General features: G+C 65.2%; 11 protein-coding genes and 1 pseudogene. 8 read left to right on the forward strand and 4 right to left on the reverse strand.

Annotation, left to right across the window (positions count from 1 at the left end; genetic code table 11):
• The first annotated feature begins 228 nt into the window (after positions 1-228).
• From C3F42_RS21445 to speA, 4 genes are all read left to right on the forward strand, one after another.
• On the forward strand, positions 229-1296 hold the full coding sequence (locus tag C3F42_RS21445) for a DUF2333 family protein (protein ID WP_094012484.1): 1068 nt from the start codon (positions 229-231) through the stop codon (positions 1294-1296).
• 1 nt (position 1297) lies between these two features.
• Positions 1298-1834: an NUDIX hydrolase gene (locus tag C3F42_RS21450; RefSeq protein WP_094012485.1), complete on the forward strand. Its 537-nt coding sequence runs from the start codon at positions 1298-1300 to the stop codon at positions 1832-1834.
• A gap of 184 nt (positions 1835-2018) precedes the next feature.
• Complete coding sequence (locus C3F42_RS21455; protein ID WP_023631654.1) at positions 2019-2390, forward strand: translation initiation factor Sui1; 372 nt, start codon at positions 2019-2021, stop codon at positions 2388-2390.
• 152 nt (positions 2391-2542) lie between these two features.
• Positions 2543-4456: an arginine decarboxylase gene (gene speA, locus C3F42_RS21460; RefSeq protein ID WP_023631655.1), complete on the forward strand. Its 1914-nt coding sequence runs from the start codon at positions 2543-2545 to the stop codon at positions 4454-4456.
• A 70-nt stretch (positions 4457-4526) separates the two neighbouring features.
• On the opposite strand, the gene C3F42_RS21465 is transcribed toward speA, so the two are convergent.
• Positions 4527-5414 carry a LysR substrate-binding domain-containing protein gene (locus C3F42_RS21465; RefSeq protein WP_104444875.1) on the reverse strand — a complete coding sequence of 296 codons (888 nt, stop codon included), beginning with the start codon at positions 5412-5414 and terminating at the stop codon, positions 4527-4529.
• Positions 5415-5492: 78 nt separating this feature from the next.
• Between C3F42_RS21465 and C3F42_RS21470 the strand changes: the two genes are divergently transcribed.
• A complete protein-coding gene (locus C3F42_RS21470) occupies positions 5493-6257 on the forward strand; it encodes a sulfite exporter TauE/SafE family protein (protein WP_104444876.1) in 765 nt (254 codons plus the stop codon).
• On the opposite strand, the gene C3F42_RS21475 is transcribed toward C3F42_RS21470, so the two are convergent.
• Entirely contained in the window at positions 6247-6561 is a 315-nt protein-coding gene (locus tag C3F42_RS21475) for a putative quinol monooxygenase (protein ID WP_023631587.1), read from the reverse strand. The genes C3F42_RS21470 and C3F42_RS21475 overlap by 11 nt on opposite strands.
• Positions 6562-6719: 158 nt before the next feature.
• Between C3F42_RS21475 and C3F42_RS21480 the strand changes: the two genes are divergently transcribed.
• From C3F42_RS21480 to ggt, 3 genes are all read left to right on the forward strand, one after another.
• A complete protein-coding gene (locus C3F42_RS21480; RefSeq protein ID WP_023631586.1) occupies positions 6720-7310 on the forward strand; it encodes an NAD(P)H-dependent oxidoreductase in 591 nt (196 codons plus the stop codon).
• A 138-nt stretch (positions 7311-7448) separates the two neighbouring features.
• On the forward strand, positions 7449-8345 hold the full coding sequence (locus tag C3F42_RS21485) for a LysR family transcriptional regulator (protein ID WP_094012512.1): 897 nt from the start codon (positions 7449-7451) through the stop codon (positions 8343-8345).
• Between the two features lie 118 nt (positions 8346-8463).
• Positions 8464-10131 carry a gamma-glutamyltransferase gene (ggt, locus tag C3F42_RS21490; RefSeq protein ID WP_094012487.1) on the forward strand — a complete coding sequence of 556 codons (1668 nt, stop codon included), beginning with the start codon at positions 8464-8466 and terminating at the stop codon, positions 10129-10131.
• 80 nt (positions 10132-10211) lie between these two features.
• Here ggt and C3F42_RS30365 read toward each other — a convergent pair whose 3' ends face one another.
• Together C3F42_RS30365 and C3F42_RS30370 are read right to left on the reverse strand one after the other, a co-directional pair.
• A complete protein-coding gene (locus C3F42_RS30365) occupies positions 10212-11075 on the reverse strand; it encodes a methyl-accepting chemotaxis protein (protein ID WP_371041621.1) in 864 nt (287 codons plus the stop codon).
• Between the two features lie 39 nt (positions 11076-11114).
• Positions 11115-11996, reverse strand: a pseudogene (locus C3F42_RS30370) (methyl-accepting chemotaxis protein); the annotation flags it as partial.
• Positions 11997-12067: the final 71 nt, after the last annotated feature.

Below are 12067 nucleotides of genomic sequence, written 5' to 3' on the forward strand. Positions count from 1 at the left end.
GAGGGCGCAGGTTCAATGATGGCTCTATGCTAGCACCGCTTTTCCGACAAGCGAGTGCCTCGGGTCAACAAAGTGTTAAGGGACGGTAATTCAGTTGCTGACCTGTTGGTCGCTTATACGAATGGCGGTGTCTGCTTTATAGTGCTGCCACCTGGGTTTGTCGTGGCACCCTGGCCGAGGCCTGTGGTCCAAACCCTGAACCGTTCGTGACTGATTAAGGACAATGCCATGCTGGATTGGAAAAACCGCGAGGCCAAGGCCGAGCCCCGCGAGCGGGTCGAAACCCGCGGCGCCGCTACCCGTAGCTATGTTGGCGGCCTGTGGAGCCGTGCCCTGGGCACCCTGATCGGCCTCTACCTGCTGGTGTGCATCGGCCTGGGCTGGTACTGGAGCCAGGAGCCCGAGCTGTTCCCGGTGCAGCAGAACGCCCAGGCCGCCGCCGAGCGCAACGGCCAGCAGATGGTGATCGGCTACACCACCATCGAAACCCTCAAGACCGTCGCCGGCACCCTGCTCGACAAGCCGGGTGGCTACATCTCCAACGACCGTTTCCCCCCAGGGCTGTGGATGGACAACATGCCGAGCTGGGAATACGGCGTGCTGGTCCAGGTGCGTGACCTGTCCCGCGCCCTGCGCAAGGACTTCGCCCGGTCGCAGTCGCAATCGACCGAGGACGCCGACCTGGCCAAGGCCGAGCCGCGCTTCAACTTCGACAACAAGAGCTGGATCCTGCCGTCGAGCGAGTCGGAGTTCGAAGAGGGCATCAAGTCGCTGAACCGCTATCAGGTGCGCCTGGCCAAGGGCGACCAGGGCGCGATCTTCTACACCCGCGCCGACAACCTGAACAACTGGCTGGGCGACGTCGCCACCCGCCTGGGCTCGCTGTCGCAGCGCCTGTCGGCCAGTGTTGGCCGGGTCAAGCTCAACAACACCCTGAAGACCGAATCCGTAGCCCCGGGCCAGGCGCCACAGGTCGACGAGGAAGTGGTCGAGACCCCATGGCTGCAGATCGACAACGTGTTCTACGAAGCCCGTGGCCAGGCCTGGGCGCTGTCGCACCTGCTGCGCGCCATCGAGGTCGACTTCGCCGACGTGCTGGCGAAGAAGAACGCCACGGTCAGCGTGCGGCAGATCATCCGCGAGCTGGAAGCCTCGCAGGAAGCGCTGTGGAGCCCGATGGTGCTCAACGGCAGTGGTTTCGGCATGTGGGCCAACCACTCGCTGGTGATGGCCAACTACATCTCCCGGGCCAACGCTGCGGTCATCGACCTGCGCCAACTGCTGTCCCAGGGCTGAGATGCCGGTCAATCCTGCCGAGGTCGCGCACCGCGCGGCCTCCGACGCCGAGCTGGTGGCCTGGGTCGATGAGCATGACCAACTGCTCGGCGCCCTGCCACGGGCTGAATTGCGCGAGCGCGGCCTGATCGGGCGCTGCACCTTCATCCTGCTGTTCAACAGCGCAGGCGACTTGTGCGTGCACCGGCGCACCCTGAGCAAGGCGCTGTATCCCGGCTACTGGGATGTGGCGGCGGGGGGAATGGTCGGGGTGCAGGAGTCCTATGCCGAATCCGCGGCCCGGGAGCTGGCCGAGGAATTGGGAGTGAGCGGCGTCGAGCTGCGCTTCCACGAGACGTTCTACTTCGAGCAGCCGGGCAACCGCCTGTGGGGCGCCGTGTTTTCCGCGGTGTGGGATGGGGCGTTGCGCCTGCAGCCCGAGGAGGTCAGCGAGGCGCGGTTCATCAGTGTCGAGCAGGCCCTGGCGGAAAGTGCAACGCTGCCGTATTGCCCGGACTCGCTGGTGGCGTTGCAGCGCTATCAGGCTGCCCCGCAATGAAGTCGCAAAACTTTCGTAAAATGGCGCAATCCTGTACTTAGCAACAGGCGGATTTATCGTTACACTGCGCGCCCTTTTCGGGCTGCCGCACAACCTTGCGGCAGTAGCGCCGCCCCTGCCAGAGTGGGGCATCGCGGTCGGCTCCCGCCGACCAGTTTTTTGTCCTCGGCACAGAGGAACAAAAGTGGCCAAGAAAGCTTCTTCCTTTTCCGCCCTGGGCGGTCTCGTCTTTTCCACCGATGCCGGTCGGCACTGTCCCGACTGCAGCAAACCGGTGGACGACTGTATCTGCAAGCAGCAGGTCATCCCCGAGGGGGATGGCATTGCCCGCGTGCGCCGTGAAAGCAAAGGCCGTGGCGGCAAGACCGTGACCACCATCACGGGCGTCCCCCTGGCCTTGGAACCGCTCAAGGAGCTCGCCAGCACGCTCAAGCGTCGTTGCGGCACCGGCGGCGCGCTCAAGGACGGGGTCATTGAAATCCAGGGCGATCACGTCGAGCTGTTGCTCGCCGAGCTGATCAAGCAGGGTTTCAAGGCGAAGAAATCCGGCGGCTGAGTGCAGCCGCGCGATTTTTTGCCCAGCGCTTTCTAAACTCGTTCCCGTGGGCAGGGTCTATGCCTGACACGGAAGAATCGTCATTTTCAGTATTTACACTGCCAGCGCCCCGAGGTGGGGCAGTGTTTCGACTTTTCATACAGGGGACTTGAATGTCCGTACGACGCACACGCAAAGACGATGGTAGCCAGTGGACCGTGGCCGACAGCCGCAGTGTTTATGGCATCCGCCATTGGGGCGCAGGTTATTTCGCCATCAATGACGCCGGGCGCGTCGAAGTGCGCCCCAACGGCCCGGACAGCGCGCCGATCGACCTCTTCGAACAGGTCCAGGAACTGCGCCAGAGCGGCCTGTCGCTGCCGCTGCTGGTGCGTTTCCCCGACATCCTGCAGGACCGCGTGCGCCAGCTGACCGGCGCCTTCGACGCCAACATCGCCCGCCTCGAGTACCAGAGCCAGTACACCGCCCTGTACCCGATCAAGGTCAACCAGCAGGAAGCGGTGGTCGAGAACATCATCGCCACCCAGAACGTCTCCATCGGCCTGGAAGCCGGCTCCAAGCCCGAGCTGCTGGCGGTGCTGGCGCTGGCGCCGAAGGGCGGCACCATCGTCTGCAACGGCTACAAGGACCGCGAGTTCATCCGCCTGGCGCTGATGGGCCAGAAGCTTGGCCACAACGTGTTCATCGTGATCGAGAAAGAGTCCGAGGTCGCCCTGGTGATCGAGGAGGCCGCGGAGCTCAAGGTCAAGCCACAGGTCGGCCTGCGCGTGCGCCTGTCGTCGCTGGCGTCGAGCAAGTGGGCCGACACCGGCGGCGAGAAATCCAAGTTCGGCCTGTCTGCCGCCCAGCTGATCTCGGTGGTGCAGCGTTTCCGTGACGCCGGGCTCGACCAGGGCATCCGCCTGCTGCACTTCCACATGGGCTCGCAGATCGCCAACCTGGCCGACTACCAGCACGGCTTCAAGGAAGCCATCCGCTACTACGGCGAATTGCGCGCCCTGGGCCTGCCGGTCGATCACATCGACGTCGGCGGCGGCCTGGGTGTCGACTACGACGGCACCCACTCGCGCAACGCCAGCTCGATCAACTACGACATGGACGACTACGCCGGCGTGGTGGTCGGGATGCTCAAGGAGTTCTGCGACGCGCAGGGCCTGCCGCACCCGCACATCTTCTCCGAGAGCGGCCGCTCGCTCACCGCGCACCACGCCATGCTGGTGATCCAGGTAACCGACGTCGAGAGTCACAACGACGAAGTGCCGACCATCGAAAACAAGGAAAGCCTGCCCGAGACCGTGCAGTGGCTGGCCGACCTGCTCGGCCCGACCGATATCGAGATGGTCACCGAGACCTACTGGCGCGCCACCCACTACATGGGCGACGTGGCCGCGCAGTACGCCGACGGCAAGCTGACCCTGGCCGAGAAGGCCCTGGCCGAGCAGTGCTACTTCGCCGTGTGCCGGCGCCTGCACAACTCGCTCAAGGCTCGTCAGCGCTCGCACCGCCAGGTGCTGGACGAACTCAACGACAAGCTGGCCGACAAGTACATCTGCAACTTCTCGGTGTTCCAGAGCCTGCCCGACACCTGGGCCATCGGCCAGGTGCTGCCGATCATCCCGCTGCACCGCCTGGACGAAGAGCCGCTGCGCCGCGCCGTGCTGCAGGACCTGACCTGTGACTCCGACGGCAAGATCAACCAGTACGTCGACGAGCAGAGCATCGAGACCAGCATGCCGGTGCACGCGGTCAAGGAAGGTGAGGACTACCTGCTCGGCGTGTTCCTGGTCGGCGCCTACCAGGAGATCCTCGGCGACATGCACAACCTGTTCGGTGACACCGACTCGGTGAACATCTACCAGAACGCCGATGGCAGCGTGTACCACGCCGGTATCGAGACCCACGACACCATCGAGGACATGCTGCGCTACGTGCATCTGTCGCCGGAGGAGTTGATGACCCACTACCGCGACAAGGTCGCCAGCGCCAGGATCACCGCCCGCGAGCGTACCCAGTACCTCGACGCGCTGCGCCTGGGGCTGACCCGGTCCTCGTACCTGTCGTCCTGATCGTGCCCGGGTCGCCATGCGGCCCTTTGGCACAGGTGCCGCTACGGGTGATCACCTGTGGCGGCAGCCTTCAGGCGCTGCTGCCCAAGCGCTCGACAAGCAGGGCGGCGTAGCCAGGCAACGCACTGAAATCCCGCGAGCACAGCAACAAGCTGCGTTCCGCCCAGGCCTCCTGCAAGGCGACCCAGCGCAGCGGCAAGCTGTGCTCCCAGCGGCGCACCGAGGTCAACGGGACCACGGCCACCCCCGCGCCACCTGCGACCATCCTGATCACCCCATCGAATCCTTCGGCGCGAACGCGCACCTGCATCCGTTTGCCGAGACGCAGGGCCTGTTCCTCCAGATGCAGCGCCAGGGCGCTGTCGGCACCCAGCCCCACATACCCATGGGCAAGGCTGGCGTTGAAGTCTGCCCGGTCGCTGGCCGCCAGCGGGTGCTCGCGCGGCATCACCAGCACCAGTGGATCGTCGCGAAACGGTAGGGTCTGCAGGGTTGCGCAGGGCGCGGCATTCGAGACGATACCCAGGTCCGCCATGCCCTGGCTGATCGCCTGGACGATATGCAGGCTGGGCAGTTCCTGGATATCCACGCTCACCCCCGGATGCTCGGCCAGGTAGCTCGCCAGCAGCTCCGGCAGGTACTCGGTCAGCGCCGCGGTGTTGCACAGCAGGCGCACCTGGCCTTGCAGGCCGTGGGCGTATTGCCCGAGGTCGAACTGCAGGCGCTCGACCTGCTGCGCGATCAGCCGCGCATGCTGCAGCAAGGCCTGGCCGGCGGGCGTGGGCAGCACGCCGCGGCGGTTGCGTTCGAGCAGGGGAATGCCCAGCGAGGCCTCCATGGCGCGAATGCGCGCACTGGCGGCCGGCAGCGAGAGGTGGCTGCGCCGGGCGCCGGCGGTGATGTTGCCGCTTTCAACGGTGTGCTGGAACAGCTTGAGGTCGATCAGGTCGAAATGCATCTGCCTCTGTCCTGGCAAGAGTCTGCCTGAGTATATGGCAGATTTTCAGCGCGCTTGCCGCACGGCAGGATGGTGGCCATGAATACCTTCCTGGCGTTTTATCAGAACATCGGCCCGGCGCTGTCTTTGCTGGTGATCCTGACCTTTTTCCTGGCCGGCGCGGTCAAGGGTGTCATCGGCCTGGGGTTGCCGACCGTCGCCATGGGATTGCTTGGCCTGGCTATGGCTCCGGCGCAGGCTGCGGCGCTGCTGATCGTGCCATCGACCTTGACCAACCTCTGGCAGCTGGCGGCGGGCGGCCACCTGCTCGCGCTGCTGCGCCGCCTGGGCGGGATGCTGACGATGATCTTCATCGGCACCCTGCTGGGCAGCGTCTGGCTGGGGATCGACAGCGGTCCGTGGGCGGCCCATGGCCTGGGCGCCGCTTTGCTGGTCTATGCCCTCTATGGCCTGGTCGGCCCAGGGCTGCGCGTGGCACCGGCCAGGGAGGCCTGGCTGGGGCCGCTCTGCGGGTTGCTCACGGGCGTGGTGACGGCCGCCACCGGCGTGTTCGTCATGCCCGCGGTGCCCTACCTGCAGGGCCTGGGCCTGAGCCGCGACGAGCTGGTCCAGGCGCTGGGCCTGTCGTTCACCGTCTCGACCCTTGCACTGGCGGTCGGCCTGGCCGGGCAGGACGCCCTGGGTGGCCAGGCCCTGGGGGCTTCACTGCTGGTGTTGGCACCGGCTTTGCTGGGCATGTTCGCCGGCCAGTGGCTGCGCGGACGGATCAGCGCAGCGCTGTTCAAGCGCTGCTTCTTCATCGGCCTTGCGCTGCTGGGCGGGCACCTGCTGGTCAACGGCTAGCGGAAGAGGCGCTGAGCATGTCGATCATCTGGATATCGAAATCGCGCTCCAGGTAATCCATGCGTTTTTCGAAGAAGGCACGCATATGTGGCAGTGCCGAATGCTCGTCCAGCGCGTCCTTGCTGGCCCACACCTCGAAGAACACGAACAGGCTCGGGTCTGCCTTGTCGCGCAGCATGTGGTACTCGATACAGCCCGGTTCCTGGCGGCTCGGCTCCACGTAAGGACGGAACAGCTGTTCGAAGGCCTCGGCCTGCTCCGGGCGGGTCTTGGCTTTGAGAATGAAAGCGTATTGCTCGGTCATGGGAAAACGCTCTGTAAGGGGAGTGAGCAAATTCTAAATCAACAATATGCTTACCATTCGTGATTTACAGGCAAAAGAATTTTGCCCTGCCCTGGCTGTTTCCCCGCCGCCTGGTTGCCTAACCTGCCGGCAACTTCACTTACAGGGCTGACCCTCCCATGAAAAAGATTCTCCTGCTCAACGGCGGTAAACGCTTCGCCCATTCCGACGGCCGTCTCAACCAGACCCTGCACGATGCCGCACTGGCCCATCTGGACCGCGCCGGTTTCGATGTGCGGGAAACCTTCATCGACGGCGGCTACGACGTCCAGGCCGAGGTGGAGAAGTTCCTCTGGGCGGATGTAGTGATCTACCAGATGCCCGGTTGGTGGATGGGCGCGCCTTGGACCGTGAAGAAGTACATCGACGACGTGTTCACCGCCGGCCACGGCAGCCTGTACGCCAACGATGGCCGTACCCGTTCGGACGCCTCGCAGAAGTACGGCAGCGGCGGCCTGGTGCAGGGCAAGCAATACATGCTGTCGCTGACCTGGAACGCGCCGCAGCAGGCGTTCGATGACCCCAGCGATTTTTTCGAGGGCAAGGGCGTGGACGCGGTGTACTTCCCGTTCCACAAGGCCAACCAGTTCCTCGGCATGAGCGGGTTGCCGACCTTCCTCGCCGTCGATGTGATGAAGCGGCCGGATGTGCCAGCGGCGCTGGCGGCCTATGAGCAGCATCTGGACCAGGTGTTTGGCAAGGCTCAATGACAGCGCGGCTCCAACTGTCTTGTTGTTCCTGCACGGGCCTCTCGCCGGCAAGCCGGCGAAAGGGGCGCGTAGCGGCCCCTTGCGCGGTTGCTGCCCAACCGCTATGAATCACGGCATCCACCTGCCAAGGCCATCCGCGTGAAAACCCGATCCGAAGAACTCCAGGTATTTGTCGCCGTCATCGACAGCGGCTCGATCTCCGCCGCCGCGGAGCAGATCGGCCAGACGCCCTCCGCAGTCAGCCGCACCCTGTCGCGCCTGGAAAGCAAGCTCGGCACCACGCTGGTCAACCGCACCACGCGGCGCATGGACCTGACCGAGGAAGGGCGCTTCTTCCTGCAGCGCGCCCGGGCGATCCTCGAGCAGATGGACGACATGGAAGAGCGCCTCTCGCTGAACCGCCAGACCCCGACCGGGCGCCTGCGCATCAACGCCGCCGCGCCGTTCATGCTGCACGCGATCCTGCCGTGGATCGGCGAGTTCCGTCAGCAGTACCCTGGCATCGAGCTGGAACTGAACACCGACGACCTGATCATCGACCTGCTGGAGCAAAGCACCGACGTGGCCATCCGCATCGGCGAACTGGCCGACTCCAGCCTGCATGCCCGTTCGCTCGGCTGCAGCCCGGTGCAGGTGCTTGCCAGCCCCGACTACCTGGCCCGGCATGGCACGCCGCAGCGGGTCGAGGATCTCGAGGCCCATTGCCTGCTCGGCTTTAGCACCCTCGAGTCGCTCAACCAGTGGCCACTGCGCCATGCCCAGGGCGACCGCTGGGCGATCCGCCCGCAGCTGGTCGCCTCGAGCGGCGAGACCTTGCGTCAGCTGGCCATCGCCGGCGAGGGCATGGTCAGCCTGTCGCACTTCATGACCCACGAGGACATCCGCGCCGGTCGGCTGAACGTGATCCTCGCCGAGCACAACAATGGCTATCGCCAGCCGATCCACGCGGTCTACTACCGCAATACCCAGCTGGCCCTGCGCATCCAGTGCTTTCTCGATTTCATCCAGAAAAAGCTGGCGGTCTATGCCTGCTGAGTTGCCTGAACGCGACAGGGTCTGCCCGTCGGCGGCGTGAAACGACCGGGGTGTTTGCTTAGTGACAGGGCTTCGGCCTTAATGACTGATCAACAAAAACAACACCAAGGAAGTGCGCATGCGTATTGTCATGTTCCAGCCCCTGGCCCTCGGGGCCGCGATCCTGAGCTGCTCCTCCGCCTTTGCCGTGACGCTTGAAGGCGGCGCGGTGGCCGCGCCTGATCAATATGGCGCACAGGTGGCCGCCGACATCCTGAAGAAGGGCGGCAACGCGGTGGACGCCGCCGTCGCCACCGCCTTCACCCTGGCGGTGACCTACCCCGAGGCCGGCAACATCGGCGGCGGTGGCTTCATGACCCTGTTCGTCGACGGCAAACCCTACTTCCTCGACTACCGCGAAGTGGCGCCCAAGGCCGCGACCAAGACCATGTACCTGGACGACAAGGGCGAGGTGATCGAGAACCTCAGCCTGGTCGGCGTGCGCGCTGCCGGTGTGCCGGGCACGGTGATGGGGCTGTGGGAGGCACACCAGAAGTTCGGCAAGCTCAAGTGGAGCGAGCTGCTGACCCCGGCCATCGGCTATGCGCACAACGGTTTCAAGATTGCCCAGAAGCAGTACCAGTACCGTGATGACGCCCAGGGCCTGTTCAAGACCGCGACCAACTTCAACGACTACTTCGGCAGCATGAAAGTCGGCGAGCTGTTCAAGCAGCCGGAGCTGGCGCAGACCCTCGAGCGTATTGCCGACAAGGGCGTCAGCGAGTTCTACCAGGGCAAGACCGCCGACTTGCTGGTGGCGCAGATGCAGGCCGACAAGGGCCTGATCAGCAAGGACGACCTCAAGGACTACAAGGCCGTGTGGCGCGACCCGATCGCCATCAACTGGCGCGGCAACGTGGTCTACACCGCGCCGCCGCCAAGCTCAGGCGGCGTCGCCCTGGCCCAGCTGCTGGGGATCAAGGAAGACCGCGCGGCGGACTTCAAGGGCGTCGAGCACAACTCCGCCAAGTACATCCACCTGCTGGCCGAGATCGAGAAGCGCGTGTTCGCCGACCGCGCCGACTATCTCGGCGATCCGGCCTTCACCAAGGTTCCGGTCGACCAGCTGGTGGCCAAGGATTACCTGGCCAAGCGTGCCGCCCAGGTCAACCCGAACGCGATTTCCGCAACCGACCAGGTCAAGCCGGGGCTGGAACCGCACCAGACCACCCACTTCTCCATCGTCGACAAGCAGGGCAACGCGGTGAGCAACACCTACACCCTCAACCTCGACTACGGCAGCGGCGTGGTGGTCAAGGGCGCGGGCTTCCTGCTCAACGACGAGATGGACGACTTCAGCGCCAAGCCGGGCGCGGCCAACGCCTTTGGCGTGGTCGGCGGCGACGCCAATGCCATCGCGCCGGGCAAGCGCATGCTCTCGTCGATGAGCCCGAGCCTGGTGGCGCGTGACGGCAAGGTGGTGCTGGTGCTGGGCACCCCGGGCGGTTCGCGGATCTTCACCTCGATCTTCCAGGTGATGAACAACCTGTACGACTTCGGCATGCCGCTGGAGAAAGCCGTGGCGGCGCAGCGCGTGCATCACCAGTTGCTGCCCAAGGACACCATCTACTTCGACAGCTATGCGCCGCTCAAGGGGCAGGTGGCTGACGACCTGAAGAAGATGGGCTACGTGCTGGAGGACCAGGGCTGGGAGATGGGCGACATCCAGGCGATCCGGGTCACCGGAGAGAAGCTGGAGACGGCGTCTGATCCGCGTGGGCGCGGGGTGGGGATGATCGTCAAGTAACCCGAGGCGCAAATGAACGCGGGGCAAGCCCGCTCCCACGAATCTGTGGGAGCGGGCTTGCCCCGCGATGCGTTACAGGATCAGACGCGGAACTGGCTGACCAGGGTCTGCAGGTGGCCACCCAGGCGCGCCAGCTCGACGCTGGAAGCGGCGGTCTCGTCGCTGGCCGCGGCGGTCTGCTCCGACACGTCGCGCACGTTGAGGATGCTGCGGCTGATCTCTTCGGCCACGGCGCTCTGCTGCTCGGCGGCGGCGGCGATCTGCTGGTTCATCGACTGGATGTTCGACACCGTGCGGGTGATGCTTTCCAGCGAACCACCGGCCTTGCGCGCCAGCTCGACGCTGCTGTCGGTCAGGTTGCGGCTGCCGTTCATCACTTCGGCAACCTGCTGGGTGCCGTGCTGCAGGCTGGCGATCAGGCCTTCGATTTCCTCGGTGGACTGCTGGGTGCGCTGGGCCAGGCCACGCACCTCGTCGGCGACCACGGCGAAACCACGCCCGGCCTCACCGGCACGGGCGGCCTCGATGGCGGCGTTGAGCGCCAGCAGGTTGGTCTGTTCGGCCACCGACTTGATCACATCCATGACGCTGCCGATCTTCTGGCTTTCCTGCTGCAGCAGGGTCATGGCTTCGGTGGAACGGTGCACTTCGTGGGCGAGGCGCTCGATCTGGCTGATCGCTTCACCCACTACCTTGTCGCCGACACGGGCTTCGTCGTCGGCGTTGGTCGCGGCGTGGGAGGCTTGTTCGGCGTTGCGCGCGACTTCCTGCACGGTGGCGGCCATCTCGTGCATGGCGGTGGCTACCTGGTCGGTCTCGACCTTCTGGCTGTTGGCGCCGGCGCTGGTCTGCTCGGTCACCGCCGACAGTTCTTCGGCGGCGCTGGCGATCTGGGTGACGCCGTCGCGGATGCCGGTGATCAGGTCACGCAGGGTCGTGCCCATGCGTGCGATGCCTTGCTGCAGGGCGCCCAGTTCGTCGCGGCGGGTGACGCGCAGTTGCTGGGTGAGGTCGCCGCTGGCGATGCGGTTGACCACGTCCATGGTCTCGCGCAGCGGACGGGTGATCTGACGGGTGATGATGAACGCGGCGAGCACGCCTACCAGCAGCGCCAGCAGGGTTGCGGTGGTTTGCAGGCTGCGGGCCTGGACGCTTTCGTCGTCACGGCGCTCGATCTGGATCTTGTACAGCTCGTCGCTGCGCTTGACGATATCGGCGCCCTGCACGGTCATTTCGGCACGGGCTACGCCAATGGCGGCAGTGGCGTCGCGGAACTGACGCACGGCATCACGGTAGGCCAGCACGGCGCTTTCGAACTGCTGGATGCGCGAGGCTTCGGCCGGCAGCTGGCGCTTGAGGCTGTCGATTTCGCTGAGGGCGTTTTCCAGCTGGCGCAGGGCGGCCTGCTCGGCTTCGCTGGTCAAGTCGGCGATGTAGCTGCGCACGTCCAGGCGGACCTGCACCAGCTGCTGCTTGGCCTTGCTGATCAGCAGGTATTGGGCCAGGCGGCTGGCATCGCTTTCGCTGCTGGACAGCACGGCGCCGCTGATCGCTTCGATGGCGTCGTTGGCGCGGGCTGCGGCCTGGTTCATCGAGTCGCGGGCGGTGAGGGTGGTCTTGTAGCCCTGGCGCATCTTCTCCAGCGAAACCCGGTACTCGCTGATGCTCTGGCCCTGCTCGCGCAGCAGCTTGAGGTTCTCGGGGCTCTTGAAGGTGTTGACCAGGTGCTGCTGCTGGCTGCCGAAGGCGTCGAGCTTGGCCTGGACGTTGGCTGCCGAGGCGTCGTCGCCGTTGGTCAGCATCCACTGCAGGCGGGCCACGCGCAGGTTGGTCAGGTCACTGTTGAGCTGGGTGATGTCGCTCATCCAGTTGCTGCGGTCGATAAGGCTGCCCAGGCTGTTCCAGCCGGTCAGGGCCAGCAGGCCGGTCAGGACCA

The organism is Pseudomonas sp. PONIH3 (assembly GCF_002934345.1).
In the GTDB taxonomy this organism is placed as follows: domain Bacteria; phylum Pseudomonadota; class Gammaproteobacteria; order Pseudomonadales; family Pseudomonadaceae; genus Aquipseudomonas; species Aquipseudomonas soli.

Excerpts from the sequence above, each read along its gene's own strand:
- C3F42_RS21445 (WP_094012484.1), top strand. The coding sequence starts at position 229 with ATGCTGGATTGGAAAAACCGCGAGGCCAAGGCCGAGCCCCGCGAGCGG.
- C3F42_RS21450 (WP_094012485.1), top strand. The coding sequence starts at position 1,298 with ATGCCGGTCAATCCTGCCGAGGTCGCGCACCGCGCGGCCTCCGACGCC.
- speA (WP_023631655.1), top strand. The coding sequence starts at position 2,543 with ATGTCCGTACGACGCACACGCAAAGACGATGGTAGCCAGTGGACCGTG.
- C3F42_RS21465 (WP_104444875.1), bottom strand. The coding sequence starts at position 5,414 with ATGCATTTCGACCTGATCGACCTCAAGCTGTTCCAGCACACCGTTGAA.
- C3F42_RS21470 (WP_104444876.1), top strand. The coding sequence starts at position 5,493 with ATGAATACCTTCCTGGCGTTTTATCAGAACATCGGCCCGGCGCTGTCT.
- C3F42_RS21475 (WP_023631587.1), bottom strand. The coding sequence starts at position 6,561 with ATGACCGAGCAATACGCTTTCATTCTCAAAGCCAAGACCCGCCCGGAG.
- C3F42_RS21480 (WP_023631586.1), top strand. The coding sequence starts at position 6,720 with ATGAAAAAGATTCTCCTGCTCAACGGCGGTAAACGCTTCGCCCATTCC.
- ggt (WP_094012487.1), top strand. The coding sequence starts at position 8,464 with ATGCGTATTGTCATGTTCCAGCCCCTGGCCCTCGGGGCCGCGATCCTG.
- C3F42_RS30365 (WP_371041621.1), bottom strand. The coding sequence starts at position 11,075 with ATGGGCACGACCCTGCGTGACCTGATCACCGGCATCCGCGACGGCGTC.